This is a genomic window from Cysteiniphilum halobium (assembly GCF_003574425.1).
Lineage (GTDB): Bacteria > Pseudomonadota > Gammaproteobacteria > Francisellales > Francisellaceae > Caedibacter > Caedibacter halobius.
Genome location: NZ_QLIU01000016.1, coordinates 13084 through 35417, shown reverse-complemented (window position 1 = coordinate 35417; position 22334 = coordinate 13084). Strand labels below are relative to the sequence as shown.

Genomic DNA, 22334 nt, shown 5'->3' with positions numbered 1-22334 from the left:
CAAAGTGATTTACGAAAGACACCGAATATTGTTAATATATTTTTTCTGATGCGCCAATGCACTATTGCACTAGGAGTGGAAACAACAACATGATTGAGATTCAGAACCTCAAAAAAGAGTATCTATCAAAGTATGCTCGCCATATTGCCCTAAAGAACGTCAATCTTTCAATTAAAGATGGCGAAATCTTTGGCATCATCGGCAAAAGTGGCGCTGGTAAAAGCACACTTATTCGCTGCATTAATTTACTGGAACAACCAACAGAAGGACATATTTTCATTAATGATGAAGATATTACCAAACTCTCTCAAGATAAGTTAAGAAAGGCACGCCAGAAAATTGGCATGATTTTCCAGCATTTCAATTTATTATCATCGCGTACGGTTTTTGACAACATTGCTTTCCCTCTGGAGTTGCAACATGTCAGCAAAGCCAAAATCCACGCTAAAGTCAATGAGCTATTAAACCTTGTCGGATTAGAGCAAAAAGCACAAGCCTATCCTGATGAATTAAGTGGCGGACAAAAGCAGCGTGTAGCTATTGCGCGCGCCTTGGCTTGTGACCCTGTGGCTTTACTATGTGATGAGGCAACCTCAGCGCTTGATCCTGAAACTACTGACCAGATATTGCAGTTATTAAAAGAGCTTAATCACAAGCTCAATTTAACAATTATTCTCATCACCCATGAGATGGATGTTATTCGTAAAATTTGTGATCAGGTAGCGATTATCGACGATGGTTCAATTCAAGAAACAGGCACAGTTACTGAGTTATTTTTAAATCCAAAAACCGCCATTGCCAAGAGCTTTACTGAAAAAAGTATGCACTTAAATTTGCCAGATGAAATCAAAGATAAATTGCATAAAGACCCTTATGCTGCGCTTGATCTGACACCAGTCATCAAAATGACTTTTTTAGGTGATAGTATTACCACACCTGTTATTGCTGAGCTTAATAGTAAATTCAAAATCGCTTGTAATATTATCCAAGCGAATATCGAACGCATTCAGTCGCAATCAGTAGGTGTGACCATCTGTCACATGCTCGGCGAGAAGGAATATTGGGAAAAAGCATTGAGCTTCTTACATCAACAACAAATCAAAATTGAGGTGATCGGTTATGCTGCAATCGATGCTTTCTAATCTAGCCCTTGCCACATGGCAAACAATTTACATGGTATTTATTGCAACAGTTATTGCGGTAATTGGTGGATTGATCTTAGGGGTGTTATTACATCTATCTCATAACCAAAAGAACCTTGGCATACGCCTTTTTAATCAGATCGTCGGCTTTATTGTCAATGTCACACGATCCATTCCCTATATTATCTTGCTGATTTTACTGTATCCACTGACTAAAATTCTCGTAGGCACAACCATCGGCACAACTGCGTCAATCGTGCCACTTGCCATTGCTGCTTTACCTTTTTACGCACGTCTTGCTGAATCAGCAATCTCAGAAGTTGATAAAGGCTTAATTGAAGCAGCCAATGCCATGGGTGCGACAAAGTTGCAGATTATCTTTAAAGTATTGTTACCTGAAGCCAAAACATTATTAGTGGATGCTGCGACCTTAACCACAATAGGACTTATTGGCTATTCAGCAATGGCAGGTATTGTTGGTGGTGGTGGTTTGGGCGATTTGACCTACTTTCAAGGCTATAACAATGGTAACTACTTCCTACTTTATGGTGGCGTTGTGCTATTAATTATATTGGTACAACTATGCCAGTCATATGGTAAATATTTAAGTGGCAGTAAAAAGATCACCAGCATTTGGGCATTGGTGGTTATTTTAGTTGCAGGCTCCGTGGCACAAGTGACCTACAATGCCTATGAAGCGAGTCAAAATACCAATATGATTACCGTTGGATATACCCAATCGCCTGAACAGCAGAAAATTATGCAAATGGCAAAAGAAGTTGCCAAAGAAAAATATGGACTGAATGTTAAGTTAGTATCCTTTGGTGATTATAACCTACCAAATCGTGCGCTAAACAATGGCGACATCGATGCCAATGTTTTCCAACATATTCCATTTTTAGAAAACCAAATCAAAGAGTTTGGCTATAAAATCATGGAAATAGGTAAAACCTTTATTTACCCTATGGGTGTTTTCTCAACTAAAATCAAGTCTCTTAACGAAACCCCTGTTGGTGCCAAGGTTGCAATTCCAAATGACCCAACCAATCGCGGGCGTGCTTTGATGATTTTAGCGGATGCAGGTCTTATTAAACTAAAACAGGGTGTCACTTGGAAAGCAACATTAAATGATGTCATTGACAATCCACTTAAACTACAAATTATCCCACTGCAAGCTGATCAGATTCCTAATAATCTGGGTAGTGTCACCCTTGCAGTAATTAACAATGATTTCTTACCTAAAGCGCATCTGACCTTAAAACAAGCATTATTTGTTGAACCAAAAGACTCTCCTTTTGCCAATATTATTGTTGTTCGAGATAGTGACAAAAATAATCCACTATTACTAAAGTTTGTTAAAGCATACCAATCACCACAGGTAGCAAAACTTGCTAAGAAGCTTTACCCTGATGATGCAGCGATCCCTGCGTGGTAAACACCTATAACCCACAGCCATAATCCCAACTGCAGGTTTTGGCAAACTCATCATAATAGTTCGTGTTTTTTTCTAGAGTCTTTAGGTATTCAATAAAGTTTTTATCAAACATCGTCTGTCCAATCTCATGCTCAAGATCAACCGTGCGTTGGATATCATTTTCTGACAAAGTGAGCATATCTCTTTTGGTTAAATGGATGCATGGCTGACACTCAAGTGATCGATGATTTAACGGTATTTTAAAAGGTGTCTTAGCAATCAAATGATTACGCTTAATCTCATCACAATCTGCTAATAAATAAAGCACTTCTCGATCATCATAGCGTTCAGACTCTGGGATACTATCAGGCAAATCAGTTTGTGCTTTACTCATTGGGCGACGATTTGCCAACAAAACAACAGCGTCAAGATCCTCATCATGTTCCTCAAGCCAGTTTAAAATCGCCATCCCCTTTAGAAAGCCCGCGCACCAGTGAAATTGTTGCGATGGAAATTGCTTGCGTGCCTTAACAAGCGCACTAAAATCATGTTCAGATTTCAAGTGCACAGACTGAAATCCTAGTGTTTTAATCCATGATCTTGCACTATCAATGCGTGCTTGCCAAGCACTTGCCTGCCAACCGGTATCAACCGATAAGACAATCACCTCTTCCAAGCCAATCTCATATACATGTTGAATGAGTGCTACACTATCATCGCCAAAGTTTGCAATAAGACAATGCATATGCTTCATCATATACCAATTTGTTGCTTCAGTTGATTCAATAATTGTCTTGCTTTAACACGCGCTTTGTCAGCACCATGTGCTAAATGCTCGTCAATAATATGCTTATTTGCCAATAAATACTCATATTTCTCACGCATGGGGGTTAACACTTCATCCATTTTCTCGAACAATGTTTGCTTGGCCTCGCCCCAACCAATACCTTGCTGGTAGCGTTTAGCCAATGCCACCACTTCAGATTCATTTGCAAAATGCTTGTATAGTGCAAACACCGTACACTCTGTCGTGTCTTTAGGCTCTTCAGGCAATTGCGAATTAGTCACAATCTTCATTACTTGTTTTCTTAATTGCTTGCTTGGAGCAAAAAGTTGAATCGTGTTGTTATAACTTTTGGACATCTTACGCCCATCCAAACCTGGAATCGTTTGTGTTTCCTTATCAACCATTGCCTTGGGCACTTTCAGCAAATTGCATTTATAGATATGGTTCAAGCGATTAGCAATATCACGCGCAATTTCAATATGCTGAATCTGATCTTTACCTACGGGTACAAAATCAGCATTAAACATAATAATATCTGCTGCCATTAACATCGGATAATTAAAAAGCCCCATGGTGATACCGGCTTCTTCATCTTTTTCTCCTTCAGCAATATTAGCATCTACTGCTGCCTTATAAGCATGCGCACGATTCAATAACCCCTTGGCAGTCACTGAAGTTAATATCCAATTAAGCTCCATAATCTCAGGAATATCTGACTGACGATAAAACATCACCTGTTCAGGGTCTAATCCCAAAGCTAGCCATGTAGCTGCTATTTCATAGATATATTGCTGTCTTAATTTACTATCCCATAATTTAATCAGTGAATGATAATCAGCAATAAAAAAGTAGGCATTCAAATCAGAATTTTTTGCCATCTTAAGGGCTGGTTTAATCGCTCCGATATAATTACCAATGTGAGGTGTTCCCGATGGCGTAATACCTGTTAAAACGATCTTTTTTGATTGATTATTTACTTTATTCATATTTTCTATAACTAAACACTAAAATGAGGCACTAGTGTAACAGAAAACGATGCACAAGCTAAAGAAACACTGGTAAATTCGCATAACTGTAGTATAGAATAATGCGTTATGTGTAAGCACCAAGGTAATAAACCACACCATGAGTTGGCTAACGAAAATTATTCCACAATTACGCTCAGATTCACAAAAAAAAGAGCTACCTGAAGGCGTATGGCATAAATGTCCTTCTTGTAATGCCGTTTTATATTTACCCGATTTGGTTGAGAACATGTTGGTTTGCTCTAACTGCGAACATCATATGCGTTTAAATGCGCGTCAACGCGCTAGCTATTTTTTTGATAAAGATAGTGCGGTTGAGTATTTCAATGATGTTAAACCCAAAGATGTTTTAAAGTTCAAAGACACCAAATCCTACAAGGATCGCTTATCTGCAGCACAAAAGAAAACCAAAGAAAATGACGCACTGTTGGTATTTGAAGGCTTAGTTCAAGGTAAAGCTGTCGTTGCTGCTATTTTTGACTTCAGCTTCTTAGGCGGTTCAATGGGCTCGGTCGTTGGTGAGAAATTTGTACGCGCTGTTGATCTTGCAATTGAGAAAAGTGAGCCACTTATCTGCTTTACCGCCAGTGGTGGTGCGCGCATGCAAGAGTCATTATTTTCACTAATGCAAATGGCAAAGACAAGTGCTGCTCTTGCTAAATTAGCCGCACACAAATTGCCTTATATCGTCGTATTAACTGATCCGACCACCGGTGGTGTTTCTGCCTCTTTGGCAATGCTTGGTGATATCCATATTGCTGAACCCAATGCATTGATTGGTTTTGCCGGGCCCAGAGTTATCGAGCAAACTGTTCGTGAGAAACTACCTGAAGGCTTCCAGCGCAGTGAGTTTCTGCTTGAAAAAGGGATGATTGATCGCATTGTCCATCGTCATCATTTGCCCCAAGATATCAGCCACTTATTAGATAAATTATTGCTGCCAAAGCAACATAAACATGTAGGCTAATAGTGCATAACGAACTGTCAGCCACTGATTTATCATCTATTATTAGCAAAACCATTGATCAGATCACTTCTTTAGATTTTCCGCAAGCGACACTCGGCGACTTAAAGCTTTTTCTTGATCGCTTAAATATCACCTATGTGCCACATATTATCACGGTGACAGGTACCAATGGCAAGGGCTCAACTGTTGCTATTTTGTCGCATATATTACAACATAATGCTATTGATCATATTTGCCATACCTCACCACATATTCGCTTTTTTAATGAGCGCATTAGTTATAATAAGCAGTCAATTAATAATCGCAACTTACTAAACTACTTACGACAAATTTATAACTTATGCTTAGAGTTGAAGATTAGACTGCATTATTACTTTATTAGCTTTGTCACCACCTGGCTTTATATTCAAACACAAAAACCCAATTGGGTAATTCTTGAGGTTGGTGTTGGTGGCAGACTAGATCCTGCTAATCTATTTGATGCTGATATCGTGATCATTACTACTGTTGCATTAGATCATTGTGAAATACTTGGTAATACAATTGAAGAAATCGCGCTTGAAAAAGCACATATTGCCAGAGCCAACAAACCAGTGATTCTTGGTCATAACTTTCCTAAAAATGCGCTTGGTTATTTAAATCATATTAATGCAAATGTTATTTATGCTAAACGTTGTACCAACATTGCTAATGAGTTTATTCATCCGAATAGTATGGATTGTGCGCTAACCGCCATGGATTGCTTAAATAACAATCTCAAGCTGCCTAGCGACTTAGGTGCTTATCGCGTTGCTGGTCGCTTTCAGATAATTCAAGATCAACCTCTAATCATTGCTGATGTTGCACATAACCCACAGGCTGCTGGACATTTTTTCGCTCAGATTAACGCCTTATTAACACACACACCTAAAGCGCGAGTGCTTGCCATTTTTAGCGCCAATCAGCATAAAGATACAGCAAGTATTCTTGAGTGTGGCCATGGGATTGTTGATCACTGGCTCATTCCCGATTTAAGTGCGATTGACCAGCGCTTCACTCCATTGACAGACCATCACAAAAGCACTCTTTTTCCAACAAATAGCATGTTCTTTCCTACTCCTGCTGCTGCATTTAGTTACAGCACAAAATATGCTCATGCTGACGATCTTATTATAGTTTTTGGGTCATTTGTACTAATTGGTGAATTGGTAAAAACGCTAATTCACTAACAAATAGTCAAACAATAGTAATACCTTCATCTGGATGGTAAAAACATATTCTAACAGCTGACTCTGTATTGGATGTGCATTAAATTAAAAGTTTCCTTTAAAACATTTTCAACCGTTTGAGATGATTTCTCATTTTTATGTAAATTACGAAAAAATAAGCTTTTAGACAGTAAGTTGCATATTTTTCTTCTATCGTAGAAAATTTATCCTTTTATGTAAGTGATGATTTTAGTGTAAAATTTAATCCATCTAGATTAAATGATTATAAAAATGCAAGTAAAAGTTATATAGGAGACGCTATGTTTTCCTCATATTATACTTAATAACTACAAAGGGGGGAACAAAAATGTATACACGAAAAAAACATTTTTTTATAATTATCTTACCATGTTTGGTTACTTTATTTAGCGGATGTGGCGGTGGTGGCAGTGGTAATCAAGCATCTGGCACTACTCTTGTCGCTAATATACCAAAAAATATTTCTGAAAATGCCAGTGTTTCTGGCTCAGTCGAATTGAAGAATTTAAATGATTTTAATGCAAAAGACTTAGATTCTTTAAAAATTACAGATAGCGTCTCAGGTGCTAAGAACTGTAAGCAAACTATAATACTCACTTATGAACATAACATTGTTGCCAATACGTTATACCGCATTGCTATGAAAGCACCAGACGAGGCTCCATGTCAGCACAAGTTATCATTCTCTATTAATGACAAACCTATAAGCACTAGTGAAATTAATGTTGTTGTGCCATATATCACAGGAAAAGTAGCAAAGGGCTTACCACCTTCTACTCAAGCCGGTGCAGTATATCCCGTTACCTTTGAGTTTAAAAATACAAATCCAAATCACTCAGCCACTGGTGTCACAATCAGTCCACCACCATCTGATTTTACCGAAACCACTAATACATGCAAAATTGACAATGCTACGCTTGCGCCAAATAGCACTTGCGTGATTCAAGGAAACTTTTCTCCGCAAATTGGAAAAAGTGCTCAATTATCTTATACACTATCTTATGCACAAGGTAGCAGTGTTACCTTAACCACCAGTACAACAGTTTCTCCCAGATTATTTATCTTATCAAGCGCCGGAGCAGTGATTCACTATAATCTTGATAAAAATAACTCTTTGGTAAATCCACAATTATCAACACTTTTTGTGTCACCTCAGAGCATAGCACTAACATCAAAAGGCTCTAAGGCATTTATAACAAATTTAGGAAATAACACTGTTATCCAATGTGATGTAAACAACGGCGTATTTTCTCAGTGTAAAAATACTAGTGCTACCAGATTAAGTTTACCCACTGCAATCACATTAACAGCAGATGGTAAAAAGGCTTTTATAATAAATACTGATCTTACCGATAAAGGCATAGTTATACACTGCGATGTAAACCTAATGACAGGCATATTCTCCAATTGTCACAATGCTCATGCTACTGGATTATCTCTTCCTAGTGGAATAACATTAACTAAAGGTGGATCAAAGGCTTTTATAGTAAACTCAGGTAACAACACAGTGAGTCAATGTGATGTAAGCAAAGACGGCATGTTTTCTAATTGCCAAGATACCGGTAATATCAAATTTGATGCGCCTTCTGCAATCACATTAACTGCAGATGGCTTAAGGGCATTTATAGCAAATGCAGGTATAAAGAAAGGTGATAACGGCAAAGTTAGTCGATGTGATGTGAGCGACACAGGCGTACTTTCTCATTGTCAAGATGCCGGTGGTAGCAAATTTAATGGGCCCACTGCAATAATATTAACTAAAGATGAATCAAAGGCATTTATAACAAACTTTGGATCTAACACCGTTACTCAATGTGATGTAAACACATTGGCAGGCACGTTTTCGAATTGTCATGATACTAATGGTGCTGGGTTTTATGAACCCTTTGGAATAGTATTAACAGCAGATGACTCAAAGGCATTTATAGCAAACTCAGGTAACAATACCGTTAGCCGATGTGATGTAAACAACAAAGGGACTTTTTCCAATTGCACTTATATTGCTGGCTCTAAGCTTAATAATTCTTCAACGGTATCAGCGTTTGTATTAACAGCAGACGGGTCAAAGGCTTTTATAGTAAACTCAGGTAACAACACCGTTAGCCAATGTGATGTAAGCAAAGATGGCATGTTTTCTAATTGTCAAAATACCGGTGGTAGCGAATTTGATAAACCCACTGCAATAACATTAACTAAAGATGGGTCTAAGGCATTTATAGCAAACTCAGGTAACAATACCGTTAGCCGATGTGATGTGAGAAATGGTACCTTTTCCAATTGTCAAAATACTGGTAGCGGATTTGATACGCCCTCTGCAATCGCATTAACTGCAGATGGGTCAAAGGCTTTTGTAGCAAGCTTTGCCCAGAGCACAATTCGTCGATGTGATGTAAATATTAAAGCAGGCACATTGGCTAATTGTGAAGATACCGGTGATATCAAATTCTATAATCCCTCTGCAATAGCTTTAACTGCTGATGGCTCAACAGCATTTATAGCAAACTATACTAGCAATAGCATTATCCAATGTAGTGTGAACAACGGCGACTTTTATAATTGTCACGATGCCCATGGTACCGGAATCAATGCCCCCTCTGCAATAGCTTTAACTGCCGATGGATCAAAGGCATTTATAGCAAATCAAAATACAATTAGCCAATGTGATATCAATAAATATGGCAACTTTTCCAATTGTCAACCAATAGCCCCCTCTGTATCTGACATTGTTTTTGGAAATTTAATAGGTGTAGCCCTTCGTTAGGCTAGTAAACTTCACCAAGCTATATGGTCATAGCAAAAGCTACTGAAAATATATTAATGCGTTTGTTGCAGCTTTTACATAGCTGACGCATAATGCCATATACTTAATAATGACCATAACTGGATCGTTTAAGCACTACTATGACAATAGAACAAAGTAAAGCTAAGCAGCATATAATTAAAAATGAGCTTGAAATGCTTAAGTTTGGTAAGTTGCTAAGTCAATGCTTAAATAAGGGTGATGTGATTTATCTGCATGGTGACTTAGGTGCTGGAAAGACAACCTTAACTAAAGGTATTTTACAAGGCTTAGGCTTCACCGGAAGTGTGAAGAGCCCTACTTATACATTAGTTGAAACTTACCCTATTAATGGCATTACCCTTCAGCATTTTGATCTATATCGTTTAAGCGACCCTGAGGAGCTAGAGTGGATTGGTATTCGTGATTATTTCAACAATGATACAATATCACTTATTGAATGGCCACAAAAGGGCAAAGGTTTCTTACCGTGTCAGAGCAAGGAAATCCATATTCAATATGCCAATAAAGGTCGCATTATCACCATCTTAGATTAATGTTATAAAACAATATTTTCCAATAATGGTTGCGACTTCACAATGCGATCAATCTGTTGAAGCTGTATTAATAGTAACTTCATTTTCTGAATTGGCCAGGCATTTGGCCCATCACTTAAAGCTTTAGCTGGATTAGGGTGCGTTTCCATAAATATACCAGAGATACCAGAAGCCACAGCTGCGCGCGCAAGTACTGGGACAAACTCACGCTGCCCACCAGAAACATTTCCCTGCCCACCAGGCAACTGCACTGAATGTGTCGCATCATACACAACAGGACATCCCGTTTCACGCATAACAGCTAATGAACGCATATCTGAAACCAGATTGTTATAGCCAAAACTCACCCCACGCTCGCACGCCATTACCTGGGTGTTTCCTGTTGATTTGGCTTTCTCCATCACCTGCTTCATATCCCAAGGCGCTAAAAACTGACCTTTTTTAATATTCACTGGCAAACCTTGCTCACATACTCGCACGATAAAATTCGTCTGACGACACAAAAAAGCCGGTGTTTGTAATACATCGACAACACTTGCAACCTCAGCTAATGGCGTATCTTCATGAACATCAGTTAGTATGGGCACATTAATTTCTTTTTTAACTTTCTCCAAGATGGCAAGTCCTTTGTCAATTCCAGGCCCTCTAAAGCTATTAATCGATGAACGATTGGCTTTATCAAAAGAAGATTTATAGATAAACGAAATACCTAACTCAGTGGTTAATTCTTTTAAATAACCTGCTGTTTCCATTGCTAAAGCTTCCGATTCAATAACACAAGGTCCTGCAATTAAAAAAAATGGCTTATCCATTCCCACTTCAAAATCTAATAATTTCATCATATGGTTCCATTTGGCTAAAATCAAAGGTAGTTTAATGCGCGGAAAATTAAATAGAAAGGGCTTTTATAGGATAATTTTCATGACTACGAATGATTTACGATACAATTACCTGAACATCTGCTAAAAATTGATAACCTTTATAACGGATGGATTGAATCAGATCTTTGCCAATCTTATTACGCAAGCGATAAACATAGACATTGATTGCCTGTAATGATGCATCATCTGCATGACTTTCTAAAGCTTTGTGAATCTGCTCACGTGTGATGATCCTCTCAGAATTAGCGCAAAATAGACTCAATAATTTCACCTCATATTCGGTTAGATTAAGCTTTTTACTCGCATCATCTTTGTCTATCAAGTTCAGCGCCGACGGTACAAAGTGCCAACGATCAAATTGATAGTTTATTTGATCTTCCTGTATGGATTGCGACAACCCCATTTGTGCCCTACAACTACGGCGCAAAATCGCCTCTATACGCAATAACAGCTCTTTAGGATCAAATGGCTTAGCCAGAAAGTCATCTATTCCAAGCTCAAATCCACGTATCAAGTTAGCTTGGCTATCATGTGCCGTTACCATCAAAACCGGAACTTGCGATTGCTGACGTACTTTCTGGCATAGGCTATGCCCAGTGAAATCAGGCAATTGATAATCCAAAATAATCAAACTAGGATTTTTTTGACTCAAATACTCAAGCATCGCTTTGCCATTGTACGCACTATGGGTCATGTATCCCTTAGATTGTAAAATACTTTCAATCAGCGCACAAATAACCGGTTCATCATCGACAATCAATATTTCATTTACATCCAACATTGCATTTGATATCCATGATCTTATTTCCCTAAATCAAAGTATAGATCGATAATATGCTGAATCAATTGCAAACAGTGCACTTTATTGGTTGAAAATTTTTGTGCTTTGCCGCAGAGAAAATTTGATGATAAAAAACAACAATCAATCCCTACATACCCATTGTAAAATCAGTCATTTATACAAGCAAATTTCTGTTCAATAAATAGCTAAGCTGCCAGTTTTAGCAGAATTTTGTTGTAAGTTTATTGCAAATAAGGCACATTTCACTACAATGTCTACTCGGTTGGCAGATGCCATAAAATTTAAAGACATTTTTAAATATCAATAAATAGGTACAAAGTAAAAACTTAAGGAAACAAAATGAGCGCAATTCAAGAAAAAGTAAACGCTATCATCGTTGAACAGTTAGGTGTTAAGCCTGAAGATGTAAAAGCAGAAGCATCTTTTATCGATGATTTAGGCGCTGACTCTCTTGACACTGTTGAACTAGTGATGGCTTTAGAAGAAGAGTTTGACACTGAGATTCCAGACGAAGAAGCTGAAAAGATCAAGACTGTGCAAGACGTTTATACTTACATCGAAGCACACAACAAGTAATCACTCGTTGCTTCCTTAAAGTAACTGATGAATTTATGATAAATCAGCATTAGTCGCGAGGTTAATGCTGATTTTTTATTTGTGTATAACTATAGCTACATCTTATGTAAATGTTATTGTAGTTAGTTCCTAAAACTAAAATAATACAATAATAATTGATGGGTTAGCTATGCAATATTTGGATAGTAAAATCATGAAATCAGCAAGACGCGTTGTCGTTACTGGTCTTGGCGCATTAAGCCCACTTGGTAATGATGTCAAAAGCACATGGGATGCAATTTTAAAAGGCCAAAGCGGGATTGATCAATTACCTGAATTTGATCTTGCGTATGGGCCTTCTATTTCTGAATTTAAGGTCACGATTGGTGGGACCATTAAAAACTTTGATCCTTTACAACATTTTGATAAGAAAGAAATCAAAAAATACGATCCATTTATGCAGTATGGTCTTGTTGCTGCCGAAGAAGCATGGCAAGACGCGGGCATCACAGTAACCGATGAAAGCTGTCGTCGTATAGGCGTGTCGATGTCTTCAGGCATTGGTGGACTCGGTGAGCTTGAAGCAACACGTGTTATTATTGACACGAAAGGCCCCAAGCGAATGTCACCTTTTTGTATTCCAGCAACGATTATTAACCTAATATCTGGTAATTTTTCAATAAAGCACAATCTAAGAGGTCCAAATACCGCGATCGTTACCGCGTGCACAACAGGTGCGCACAATATTGGGATAGCAGCGCGTATGATTGCTTATGGAGATGCCGATGTAATGATTGCCGGCGGTGCGGATAAAGCCAACACTGCCATAGGTATCGGTGGATTTGCTGCAGCACGTGCGTTATCTGAACGCAACCATGATCCTAAAGGTGCGTCACGTCCTTGGGATAAAGATCGCGATGGCTTTGTCTTATCCAATGGCGCAGCTGCCGTGGTTTTAGAAGAATATGAACATGCTAAAAAGCGTGGTGCTAAGATATATGGTGAGCTCATTGGCTATGGTATGAATGCTGATGCTTTCCATATTACAAGCCCAAGTGGTGAAGGTGGTTATGAATGTATGCAACTAGCACTTAAAGATGCGGCAATCAACCCAGATCAAGTACAATATATCAATGCACATGGCACCTCAACACCTGCAGGTGATGTCAAAGAAAGTCAAGCAGCTGAGAAACTCATGGGCAATCACGCTAAAAATATTGTCATGAGTTCAACAAAATCAATGACAGGACACATGTTAGGAGCAGCTGGTGCCATTGAAGCAATCTTCTCACTACTTGCAATTCGTGATCAAGTTGCACCACCGACCATCAACCTGGATAATGTTGATGAAGGATGTAACTTGGATTATGCAGCCCATCAAGCAAAGCCAATGAAAATTGATATCGCCATGTCCAACTCGTTTGGTTTTGGTGGCACCAATGGCACACTTGTTTTCAAGAAAATCTAAACTCTAAGGCTGCACACACTAAACTCTTATACTAAATTCATTAGTTATCTGCTACCCTTGATGTATGTTTTAGACACTTAACATGGAAAGTAATAACAGATGTCCTTAAAACGTTTGTTGCCTATTATCATTTTAATCATCGGTTTAATTATATTTTTTGCTTTAGGTGGCGAGCATTATCTATCCCTTAAGACATTAACTACGCATTATCAAAATTTGCAAGAATTCACCCAGTTGCATTATATCTTGAGTGTCCTTATCTTTATGCTCACTTATATCATCATTGTTGCATTTTCAATTCCTGGAGCAACTATTATGACCCTGCTAGGGGGATTTCTTTTTGGTGTTTTCTTTGGTGCTATTTGGACAGTACTTGCTGCCACCCTTGGTGCTACGATCACCTATTTGGCAGTACGAACAGCATTTGCTGCAAGCCTGAAAAACAAAGCATCTGGCAGTATTGCTAAAATGCGTGATGGCTTTCAAAAAAATGAATTTAACTACTTGTTGTTCTTAAGGCTTCTGCCTATTTTCCCATTTTTTATTATTAATATTGCCGCCGGTGTCTTAGGCGTGAGCCTACGCCATTTTTTTGCAGGCACATTCCTTGGTATTATCCCTGGCACTTTCGTCTACGCCTGGGTTGGCAGCGGACTTGGTTTTGCGCTTAAACAAGGACAGACACTTAATCTTAAAATTATTTTCTCACCGCAAATATTATTACCCATTTGTGCTTTGGCATTACTATCTTTAGTGCCGATTATTTACAAAAGATTCAAAAATAAAAGTCAGACAAAAGATAAACAACACAAGGAGTGATCATGCCGGATACTCAATATTCAAACCTATTAAAATGTGATATTTGTGTTATTGGTGGTGGATCTGGTGGGCTCTCCGTTGCCGCAGCAGCTCAGCAAATGGGTGCAAGCGTCATATTGTGCGAGGGTAACAAAATGGGGGGAGATTGCCTAAACTCGGGGTGCGTGCCATCAAAAGCATTGATCGAAGCATCGCGTAGTGTAGCACACACTAAAAAAGCACAACAGTTTGGTATTAGTAGCCAGACGACAATTGACTTTAAAGCCATACATCAACATATCCATCAAGTGATTGAGACTATTGCACCACACGACTCCATTGCACGTTTTGAGTCATTAGGTGTTAGGGTTATTTCATCGTATGCACATTTTATTAATCATAAAATCATACAAGCAGGTGAGCACCTTATTGATGCCAAATACGTTGTCATTGCTACAGGCTCACGTGCACGTATTTTGCCTATTCCTGGATTGGAACAAATTGATTATCTAACGAATGAGACGATTTTTGATCTTACTGAGAAACCTGAACATCTCGTTATCATCGGCGGAGGACCTATTGGTTGCGAAATCGCACAAAGCTATGCTCTTTTAGGTGCTAAAGTGACTTTATTAGAAGCCACTAGTGAAATATTAAGTGCTGCTGATACAGACTGTAAAGCGGTTGTTATCAAAGCATTTGATGCACTAGGTATTAATATTATTACTGAAGCTAAAATTGACAACTTTCGTCAAGATAGTGCAGGGTTGAAATATATTCACTACCAACATAATGACCATCATCGCAAACTCACTGCAACGCATATACTTATCGCTACCGGACGTACACCCAATATTGAAAAGTTACACCTTGATCAAGCTAATATCAAGCATACACCACGTGGTATCACCGTTGATGCGCGCTTACGCACTAATCATAAACATATTTATGCCATTGGCGATATTGCAAGCCCATTACAGTTTACACACATGGCAAGTTATCATGCCAGTATTGTCATTCAAAACATATTATTCAAATTACCAGCAAAAATTGATTATTCAAATTTCCCCTGGGTCGTCTATACCACACCAGAGATTGCACATACCGGTCTTGCGATAAGCAAAGCTTCAGAGCAAAATGCCCAAATTTTAACACTAAACTTTAAAGATAATGATCGCGCACAAGCTGCTCTGGCAACTGAAGGGATGATTAAAGTTGCCGTTAATAAAAAAGGCCAAATTTTAGGTGCATCAATTGTTGGTGAAAATGTAGGTGAGCTGATTTTACCCTGGACACTGGCAATAAAAAACAACTTACGTATTAAACATATGGCAAGTCTTATTATCCCCTATCCGACCTTAAGTGAAATCAATAAAGGTGTCGCAGGTAGTTTTTATACACCTAAACTCTATAGTGTTAAAATACGCAAAATTATACGATTTTTAATGCGGTGGTTTTAACGATGATTGAATCAAGCCTTCGCCCATTATTCCAAAGAGTTTTTATCCAACCGCTTATGCATATGGGTGCACGTCATCTTTCTGCGAATGTCATTACGCTTGCCTCCTTAATCACAGGCTTTGCCAGCGCTTGTTTTTTAAGTGCTGATGCCAACTTCATGGCTATTTTGCTGCTACTGATTTCAGGTTACCTAGATATTCTTGATGGCTCAGTTGCTCGCATACAAAATAACAGCACAAATCTTGGTACCATACTTGATATTCTAAGTGATCGGCTGGTTGAGTCCTTTATTGTTATCGCCCTTTTCATGCGTGACCCTGACCTAGCACTTATTTGTTTACTGATGATGATGTCAATGCTCGTTTGTATCAGTAGTTTTCTATTAGTGGGAATTTTTTCCGAAAAACAATCTGAAAAGAGCTTTTACTATAGTCCTGGCCTTATGGAGCGCGCCGAGGCTTTTATCTTTTTTATCGCAATGATTATCTGTACTCACTTTGCCATGATCATCGGCATTATTTTCACACTTTTAGTGTTATGGACAACAGGTGTTCGTGTGTATCAATTCTACAAACAAAATAACGAGAGCAAATAAATTTAATTTATGCTACAAATAATGCTAATGCCCCCTATTCCATAGCAGGCAAAATTGTTATCATCTTGCGGGTAAAATGCTAAGAGGCCTTCTGGCTAAATCATTAAGGAGAAATAATTCATGTCAAATGGTTCAAATAATAAAAGTGTACGCGTTACCGTAACTGGTGCGGCTGGTAATATTGGTTATGCGGTTGTTTTTAGAATCGCCGCGGGTGAAATGTTTGGTAAAGATGTTGATGTACATCTTAATTTATTGGAATTAGAGCAAGCATTGCCAACACTGCAAGGTGTCAAAATGGAGCTTGATGATTGTGCATTTCCATTGCTAAAGAGTGTAACTTGTACAGCAGATGTCAATGAAGCGGTTAAAGATGCGAACTGGGTATTGATGATTGGAGCAGTTCCACGCAAAGCCGGAATGGAGCGTTCTGACTTATTAGGTGTTAATGGTAAGATTTTCAAACCAATGGGTGAAGCTATTAGTAAGCATGCTGCTAAAGATGTGCGCGTTTTGGCCGTTGGTAACCCTTGTAATACTAATGCATTAATTACAATGATGAATGCGCACAATGTACCTAATGATCGCTTCTTTGCAATGATTTCACTTGATGAAAACCGTGCACGCAAGCAGCTTGCAATCAAAGCTGGTGTTGATATCACTGAAGTGAAAAAAATGATAATTTGGGGTAACCACTCAGCAACACAATTCCCTGATTTTGCACATGCTGAGATTGCTGGCAAGCCGGCAACTGATGTCATTACTGATCGCAAATGGTTAGAAGAAGAATTTATACCAATGATTCAACAACGTGGCGCTGCTGTTATTAAAGCACGTGGCGCATCTTCTGCAGCTTCCGCAGCTAATGCAGTTATCACCAGTGTTAGAGGCATTATTTTTGACACGCCAGCGGGTGAAACAGTCTCAATTTCAAAAGTTTCAAATGGTGAATATGGCGTAGATAAAGGCCTTATCTTCTCAGTGCCTTGCATTGTTAAAAACGGTGAAATCAAAGTTATTGAAGGTATTACGCAAAATGACTTTGGAAAAAAAGCGCTTAATAAAACATTAGATGAATTACGTCATGAGCGCGATATCGTCAAAGAAGCTGGATTAATCTAATTTTTCTAACCGCTTCATTTATCCTGAAGTTAGTTAACACAATTCTTTGTGCTAACCTGCATTCCCAGTGCACAAGAGTAATGACAGCGCATCATAAAATCGCCATACCCATCGTAAATTGTTTTGCAGAATTTAGCTGCAAAATACAACGCAAAAAAATTCTGTAAAATGAGTTGTGATGGGTATATGCTAGTGACACTTGAAATTGATAATACAGCAATATGCTAAGTCTTATACAACGCGTCACTCAAGCATCTGTTACTGTTTATAATACTCAAATTGCCGATATTGCCCAAGGGATTATGGCACTTATCTGTATCGAAGAAAAAGACGGGCAAAAAGAATATGACAAGATGGCACATAAGCTTTTAAATCAACGCATTTTTGAAGATGATCATGGCAAGCTTAATAGAAGCCTTATTGATATCAATGGTGCGCTTTTGCTTGTACCACAATTCACACTGGCTGCCGATACCGATCGCAGCTTACGTCCGAGTTTTTCGGGAGCATGTCCACCACATATTGCCAAAGAAAAATTTGATGAGTTTTATGCTGGAATTACGCAAAAATATACGCACATTCAACAAGGACAATTTGGTGCCAATATGCAAGTATCACTCACCAATGATGGACCTATTACATTATGGTTAAAGGTATAAAACCATGACAGAAATAACAAAAAAACAAACACGTCGACTATGTATTATCGGTGGCCATGGTGCCATGGGGCAATGTTTAGCGTTTTTTCTCTCACAACTTACACATTATGAAATAACCCTTTTTGATGAGCAAGATTGGGAACATGCAAACACACTTCTCAAAAACCAGGAAATAGTTATTATTAGTACGCCGATTGCACTAACTGATCAAATCATTGAGAAAGCATCTTCTTATATTGACTCAGAAACTATATTAGCTGATCTAACAAGTATTAAATCATCACCAATGACTAAAATGCTAAGTGCACATAGTGGCGCTGTTGTTGGACTCCACCCAATCTTTGGGCCAACAGTCACTAATGCCAATAAACAAGTTATTGTTTACTGTGATGGGCGCGACTCTCAAAATTACCAATGGTTTATTAACGATCTGATCACCTTAGGGTTTACACTTAAAAAAATGACCGCAAGTGCACATGACCAAGCAATGACATTTATCCAAGGTATTGAACATTTTTCAGTATTTTGCATGGGAATTTTCTTAAAACAACATGACATTCACCTAGAAGAACTCATGGCAATCTCAAGTCCTGTGTACAAAATGGAGCTTAACATTATCGGGCGTCTGTTTAGCCAAGATGCCGACTTATATGCCAATATTATCGCCTCTGACCATGAGCGATTAAAGAGTATTCATGATTATGCGCAATTAATTTTAAAGCAAGTCGAGCAATTAAAATCACCTGATGGGAAAATTGAATTTAGTCAGCAATTTAATGACGTTAAACACTGGATGGGTGAATTTGCCAATAAAGCCTATCAAGAAAGCGATCGCTTACTTGGCATCAAGCCATTGGCATAAGCAATTGGAGTTAATATTTTTATGAATAATACGATTCTTGTAATGGGTGCAGGTTCCTGGGGTACAGCTCTTGCTTTGCAACTTGCACGCGTTGGACATATGGTTTATATCCACTCGTGGAAAAAAGCACATAATATGCAGATGATTCATGATAAACATAATCACAACTACCTGCCTGATATTACCTTCCCTACAAACCTAATTGCTATAAGCGATTGGCAAAGTGTTCTTCACCAATGCGATGATATTTTAATCGCAACACCAAGTATTGGCTTTGTGAAGACCTTACAAGAAATCAAACCACATTTAAAAAGCACACAAGGTATAATCTCAGCAACAAAAGGCTTTTGTCACCGTAGTTATCAACTATTAGATCAAATGGCTGAAGATATTTTAAAAGATAACCCCTTTGGTTTAATTACAGGCCCTAGTTTTGCTAAAGAGGTTGCTAAAGGCTTACCTACTGCTGTTTTAGCTGCTGCTAAAAATCGTGATTATGCCAACCATATTCAAATGCTTTTTAATAGTGACAATTTCCGCTGTTATACCTCAACAGATGTCACTGGTGCTGAAATCGGCGGTGCCGTCAAAAATGCACTTGCCATTGCATGTGGGATTTCTGATGGGCTTGGCTTTGGCGCTAATGCACGTGCGGGCCTAATCACCCGTGGACTTAATGAGCTCACTCAGTTAGGTCTAACGCTAGGTGGAAAGCTTGAAACCTTTTACGGCTTAAGCGGACTTGGTGATCTGTTGTTAACTTGCACTGATAACCAATCGCGTAATCGCCGTTTTGGCGTACTTATCGGTCAAGGTAAAACAATCAATGAGGCTTGTGAAGAAGTCAAACAAATCGTTGAGGGGATTGCTTCAGCAAATGCTGTCTATAAACTCGCACAAAAAAACAATGTATCAATGCCGATCGTTGAAGCAGTCTATAGCATTCTGCATGAAAGCAAAGATATGCGCACAACGGCGTATGCGCTACTGACTAGATCGCTTAAAGCAGAATAACTATGCTTGCGGTTGAGTGACACCTGCAATTACCCGAGGAATATCTCCGACATTTGGCATCGTACCAATATTTGGATCAACCCAATCACTCAATGTTGGCAAGGTAACATTGCTATCGGTACCTGCTTGGGTAATTAATGTTTGTAGATCACTGATACATGCATCTCTTGCGGCACCGGCTGCAAGAGGAAGTAAGTTTTGCGCAATGCCCAACTGCTTCACAAAGTAGCTGACATTGGCATTTGCCGTTTGTGTAAGCTCTGTCCCTGTTGGTACATTATAATCAGGGACCCAGATCTGATCATTACCACCACATTGCGGCTGCAAGGTATTATCTAAGCGGCTATAGCATTTACCAGGAATACTGTTTAAATGCCCAAAGGATTCATATTCGATAAAGCGACTACCTTGACCATCATTGTAGGTTAAGCTGATCGGTGGTTCAAAACTACTAATGCTGTTATCACTGGTTGCTTTGAAAGTATAAAACTTATTCCAAGGTTGCGGACCACTTTGCCAGGTATATTTCTGAGTAATCGTGCCGTTATATAAGCTATCAATATTATTACCAATAACAACCGTACTTGGAATCATCTCACCCACCCATAAATTATCGGTTTCTGAGGTCACGGGCACTCCATTTGGATCTAATAAGGTATAGGCATTACTAGTTGCAAGAATGTTTTTATTAATTGTATAGGTTAAATAGAGATTAGGAGATCCTGAGCTATCCCACGCTGGATATTTAGTTTCCCATTGTGTTAAACCATTATTCCACACTGGACAATTGTTATAGCATTTTAGTGTTAATGTGTCATCCGCAGCCGTTGGTGCAACAAGTGCATTTGTCCACACCACCAACTGTGTACTATTAGTCGGTAACACGACTTGATTATTTTGATCACGCATTGGAATATTGGTAAATCCACCGCCACCAACACCGTCAATGGATACATTTAGACTATAGTTTTGACCTAGATAAGTGTTTTGTAAATCTGAGTTGGAAATGACTACGGCAGGAGAAATTGGTGTGAAGCTACAACCATTTTGATTACAACTATCTTCTCCCACTTTGTCAAATTGTTGAGTCGTTGAATTCCATAATACAATCGCTGTCGCTTGATTTTGATTAAGTGCATGTAGGCGTAAACGCGTACCTGCTAATTGACCCAATGTAATTGAACGGGCGGTTTGCAGCTCAAGTCTTCCTGGGCCCACTTCAATGGTACCAGCAGTTGATGCTCCGGTTTGCATGTCTTTTTTCGTGGCAGCCGTGCCATCGACAACCGTTGGGTTACCAGGCAGCCACAAGCCATAAAAGCTCAACCAACCACGCTTTGTTTCATTATTAATTGTTATTTCAACAGGGAAGCCCCCAGAGTTACGATTGACACGACTACCATCAGGATTATATAAACCATAGCGATAGACACTCGTGGTGTAATTATTGCGATCATAACAAATCTCAGCCTGACCATTAGTTAAATCTGCACGTGTGACCAGATTTTCTAAATGGCTGCTGTTAAAAGCAATTTTTGCCAACATTGAGTTTTGATTAAAAACACTTGAAATCTGACCATAACCCGTATTTTCAGCGGTTTGAATAAAAGCTAAAGCAACATTACGACTGTTATTACCATTGCCTTCTGTTTCAAAGTATTTCACCAAGGCACGCCCATTGATTGCCTCAGAGGCGCTAATAAATCCTCTAAACTGCGGGGTTGTGCGATTTAATACGCCATTAACATAAGGATAAGACACATAGTTTAAGCTAAACACACCATAAGGATTAAGTGTCGTTGGCGTCTCTGTTGCCACTAATTTACCTTCAATCAATACCGTATCACCATCACCAACTTGTAAACCATCAATCCAGAAAGTTACCGTTTGCACACCATTGACATTCGTTGACTCCCCGACAATATCCGACAGAATTGGTACACTGTTATCACCACGCTCATCTCCCATGTTGCACGCGTTCATATCAACTTTAGAAAGATACGCACCTTGATTCGTAAACTCAGGGTAATTCGTTTGCGCAAACACGCACAAAATACCATTAATTTGATCCATCGTCTCTTGCGTGAAGTTATTGGTATAGGTCTGAGGCAGATCATTCACATAATCGCCTGATGTCGGCACAGCATACGATGCCGACACAGACACCCCCATTAATAGCGCAAGATAATATACATTTACTCGTTTGATTTTCATCGTATC

20 protein-coding genes are annotated in these 22334 nt (G+C 38.8%); 15 read left to right on the top strand and 5 right to left on the bottom strand.

The annotated features are described in order from the left end of the window. Positions 1 to 89 precede the first annotated feature (89 nt). Together DNK85_RS04200 and DNK85_RS04195 are read left to right on the top strand one after the other, a co-directional pair. Positions 90 to 1142 (top strand): methionine ABC transporter ATP-binding protein, encoded by a 1053-nt coding sequence (locus DNK85_RS04200; protein ID WP_119328320.1) that lies wholly within the window; start codon positions 90 to 92, stop codon positions 1140 to 1142. Beyond that, positions 1120 to 2577: a MetQ/NlpA family ABC transporter substrate-binding protein gene (locus DNK85_RS04195; RefSeq protein ID WP_119328319.1), complete on the top strand. Its 1458-nt coding sequence runs from the start codon at positions 1120 to 1122 to the stop codon at positions 2575 to 2577. Before DNK85_RS04200 ends, DNK85_RS04195 begins: the two co-directional genes overlap by 23 nt. Positions 2578 to 2581: 4 nt before the next feature. On the opposite strand, the gene DNK85_RS04190 is transcribed toward DNK85_RS04195, so the two are convergent. Then, complete coding sequence (locus DNK85_RS04190) at positions 2582 to 3313, bottom strand: hypothetical protein (protein WP_119328318.1); 732 nt, start codon at positions 3311 to 3313, stop codon at positions 2582 to 2584. Next, positions 3310 to 4329 carry a tryptophan--tRNA ligase gene (locus DNK85_RS04185; RefSeq protein WP_119328317.1) on the bottom strand — a complete coding sequence of 340 codons (1020 nt, stop codon included), beginning with the start codon at positions 4327 to 4329 and terminating at the stop codon, positions 3310 to 3312. The genes DNK85_RS04190 and DNK85_RS04185 overlap by 4 nt, the downstream gene beginning before the upstream one ends. A 139-nt stretch (positions 4330 to 4468) precedes the next feature. Here DNK85_RS04185 and accD point away from each other — a divergent pair, with 139 nt between their 5' ends. From accD to tsaE, 4 genes are all read left to right on the top strand, one after another. Then, the gene (gene accD / locus DNK85_RS04180) at positions 4469 to 5335 is read left to right on the top strand and encodes an acetyl-CoA carboxylase, carboxyltransferase subunit beta (RefSeq protein ID WP_119328316.1); all 867 of its coding nucleotides are present in this window, start codon (positions 4469 to 4471) and stop codon (positions 5333 to 5335) included. A gap of 2 nt (positions 5336 to 5337) precedes the next feature. After that, entirely contained in the window at positions 5338 to 6543 is a 1206-nt protein-coding gene (locus DNK85_RS04175) for a bifunctional folylpolyglutamate synthase/dihydrofolate synthase (protein WP_162896517.1), read from the top strand. Positions 6544 to 6889: 346 nt separating this feature from the next. Beyond that, positions 6890 to 9322, top strand: coding sequence for a beta-propeller fold lactonase family protein (locus tag DNK85_RS04170; protein ID WP_119328314.1), 2433 nt, complete (start codon positions 6890 to 6892; stop codon positions 9320 to 9322). 140 nt (positions 9323 to 9462) lie between these two features. Continuing rightward, the gene (tsaE, locus tag DNK85_RS04165) at positions 9463 to 9897 is read left to right on the top strand and encodes a tRNA (adenosine(37)-N6)-threonylcarbamoyltransferase complex ATPase subunit type 1 TsaE (protein ID WP_119328313.1); all 435 of its coding nucleotides are present in this window, start codon (positions 9463 to 9465) and stop codon (positions 9895 to 9897) included. Between the two features lie 2 nt (positions 9898 to 9899). On the opposite strand, the gene kdsA is transcribed toward tsaE, so the two are convergent. Then, entirely contained in the window at positions 9900 to 10736 is an 837-nt protein-coding gene (gene kdsA / locus DNK85_RS04160) for a 3-deoxy-8-phosphooctulonate synthase (protein WP_119328312.1), read from the bottom strand. A 97-nt stretch (positions 10737 to 10833) separates the two neighbouring features. Continuing rightward, positions 10834 to 11559 carry a response regulator transcription factor gene (locus tag DNK85_RS04155; protein WP_119328311.1) on the bottom strand — a complete coding sequence of 242 codons (726 nt, stop codon included), beginning with the start codon at positions 11557 to 11559 and terminating at the stop codon, positions 10834 to 10836. Between the two features lie 360 nt (positions 11560 to 11919). Here DNK85_RS04155 and acpP point away from each other — a divergent pair, with 360 nt between their 5' ends. From acpP to DNK85_RS04110, 9 genes are all read left to right on the top strand, one after another. After that, positions 11920 to 12156: an acyl carrier protein gene (acpP, locus tag DNK85_RS04150; RefSeq protein WP_117003414.1), complete on the top strand. Its 237-nt coding sequence runs from the start codon at positions 11920 to 11922 to the stop codon at positions 12154 to 12156. Between the two features lie 193 nt (positions 12157 to 12349). Further along, positions 12350 to 13603, top strand: coding sequence for a beta-ketoacyl-ACP synthase II (gene fabF, locus DNK85_RS04145; RefSeq protein WP_119328329.1), 1254 nt, complete (start codon positions 12350 to 12352; stop codon positions 13601 to 13603). 99 nt (positions 13604 to 13702) lie between these two features. Further along, on the top strand, positions 13703 to 14422 hold the full coding sequence (locus DNK85_RS04140; RefSeq protein ID WP_119328310.1) for a TVP38/TMEM64 family protein: 720 nt from the start codon (positions 13703 to 13705) through the stop codon (positions 14420 to 14422). 2 nt (positions 14423 to 14424) lie between these two features. Then, complete coding sequence (locus DNK85_RS04135) at positions 14425 to 15861, top strand: dihydrolipoyl dehydrogenase family protein (protein WP_119328309.1); 1437 nt, start codon at positions 14425 to 14427, stop codon at positions 15859 to 15861. A 2-nt stretch (positions 15862 to 15863) separates the two neighbouring features. Then, the gene (locus DNK85_RS04130; RefSeq protein WP_119328308.1) at positions 15864 to 16457 is read left to right on the top strand and encodes a CDP-alcohol phosphatidyltransferase family protein; all 594 of its coding nucleotides are present in this window, start codon (positions 15864 to 15866) and stop codon (positions 16455 to 16457) included. 120 nt (positions 16458 to 16577) lie between these two features. Beyond that, positions 16578 to 17579, top strand: coding sequence for a malate dehydrogenase (locus tag DNK85_RS04125; protein WP_119328307.1), 1002 nt, complete (start codon positions 16578 to 16580; stop codon positions 17577 to 17579). 221 nt (positions 17580 to 17800) lie between these two features. Further along, a complete protein-coding gene (gene dtd, locus DNK85_RS04120) occupies positions 17801 to 18238 on the top strand; it encodes a D-aminoacyl-tRNA deacylase (protein ID WP_119328306.1) in 438 nt (145 codons plus the stop codon). A 4-nt stretch (positions 18239 to 18242) separates the two neighbouring features. Beyond that, the gene (gene tyrA / locus DNK85_RS04115) at positions 18243 to 19100 is read left to right on the top strand and encodes a bifunctional chorismate mutase/prephenate dehydrogenase (RefSeq protein WP_119328305.1); all 858 of its coding nucleotides are present in this window, start codon (positions 18243 to 18245) and stop codon (positions 19098 to 19100) included. A 21-nt stretch (positions 19101 to 19121) separates the two neighbouring features. Then, positions 19122 to 20114, top strand: coding sequence for an NAD(P)H-dependent glycerol-3-phosphate dehydrogenase (locus DNK85_RS04110; protein WP_119328304.1), 993 nt, complete (start codon positions 19122 to 19124; stop codon positions 20112 to 20114). Here the strand turns inward: DNK85_RS04110 and DNK85_RS04105 are convergent, their stop codons facing one another. Further along, the gene (locus DNK85_RS04105; protein WP_119328303.1) at positions 20115 to 22328 is read right to left on the bottom strand and encodes a hypothetical protein; all 2214 of its coding nucleotides are present in this window, start codon (positions 22326 to 22328) and stop codon (positions 20115 to 20117) included. Positions 22329 to 22334 lie beyond the last annotated feature (6 nt).

Excerpts from the sequence above, each read along its gene's own strand:
- DNK85_RS04200 (WP_119328320.1), top strand. The coding sequence starts at position 90 with ATGATTGAGATTCAGAACCTCAAAAAAGAGTATCTATCAAAGTATGCT.
- DNK85_RS04195 (WP_119328319.1), top strand. The coding sequence starts at position 1,120 with ATGCTGCAATCGATGCTTTCTAATCTAGCCCTTGCCACATGGCAAACA.
- DNK85_RS04190 (WP_119328318.1), bottom strand. The coding sequence starts at position 3,313 with ATGATGAAGCATATGCATTGTCTTATTGCAAACTTTGGCGATGATAGT.
- DNK85_RS04185 (WP_119328317.1), bottom strand. The coding sequence starts at position 4,329 with ATGAATAAAGTAAATAATCAATCAAAAAAGATCGTTTTAACAGGTATT.
- accD (WP_119328316.1), top strand. The coding sequence starts at position 4,469 with ATGAGTTGGCTAACGAAAATTATTCCACAATTACGCTCAGATTCACAA.
- DNK85_RS04170 (WP_119328314.1), top strand. The coding sequence starts at position 6,890 with ATGTATACACGAAAAAAACATTTTTTTATAATTATCTTACCATGTTTG.
- tsaE (WP_119328313.1), top strand. The coding sequence starts at position 9,463 with ATGACAATAGAACAAAGTAAAGCTAAGCAGCATATAATTAAAAATGAG.
- kdsA (WP_119328312.1), bottom strand. The coding sequence starts at position 10,736 with ATGAAATTATTAGATTTTGAAGTGGGAATGGATAAGCCATTTTTTTTA.
- DNK85_RS04155 (WP_119328311.1), bottom strand. The coding sequence starts at position 11,559 with ATGTTGGATGTAAATGAAATATTGATTGTCGATGATGAACCGGTTATT.
- acpP (WP_117003414.1), top strand. The coding sequence starts at position 11,920 with ATGAGCGCAATTCAAGAAAAAGTAAACGCTATCATCGTTGAACAGTTA.
- fabF (WP_119328329.1), top strand. The coding sequence starts at position 12,350 with ATGAAATCAGCAAGACGCGTTGTCGTTACTGGTCTTGGCGCATTAAGC.
- DNK85_RS04140 (WP_119328310.1), top strand. The coding sequence starts at position 13,703 with ATGTCCTTAAAACGTTTGTTGCCTATTATCATTTTAATCATCGGTTTA.
- DNK85_RS04135 (WP_119328309.1), top strand. The coding sequence starts at position 14,425 with ATGCCGGATACTCAATATTCAAACCTATTAAAATGTGATATTTGTGTT.
- DNK85_RS04130 (WP_119328308.1), top strand. The coding sequence starts at position 15,864 with ATGATTGAATCAAGCCTTCGCCCATTATTCCAAAGAGTTTTTATCCAA.
- DNK85_RS04125 (WP_119328307.1), top strand. The coding sequence starts at position 16,578 with ATGTCAAATGGTTCAAATAATAAAAGTGTACGCGTTACCGTAACTGGT.
- dtd (WP_119328306.1), top strand. The coding sequence starts at position 17,801 with ATGCTAAGTCTTATACAACGCGTCACTCAAGCATCTGTTACTGTTTAT.
- tyrA (WP_119328305.1), top strand. The coding sequence starts at position 18,243 with ATGACAGAAATAACAAAAAAACAAACACGTCGACTATGTATTATCGGT.
- DNK85_RS04110 (WP_119328304.1), top strand. The coding sequence starts at position 19,122 with ATGAATAATACGATTCTTGTAATGGGTGCAGGTTCCTGGGGTACAGCT.
- DNK85_RS04105 (WP_119328303.1), bottom strand. The coding sequence starts at position 22,328 with ATGAAAATCAAACGAGTAAATGTATATTATCTTGCGCTATTAATGGGG.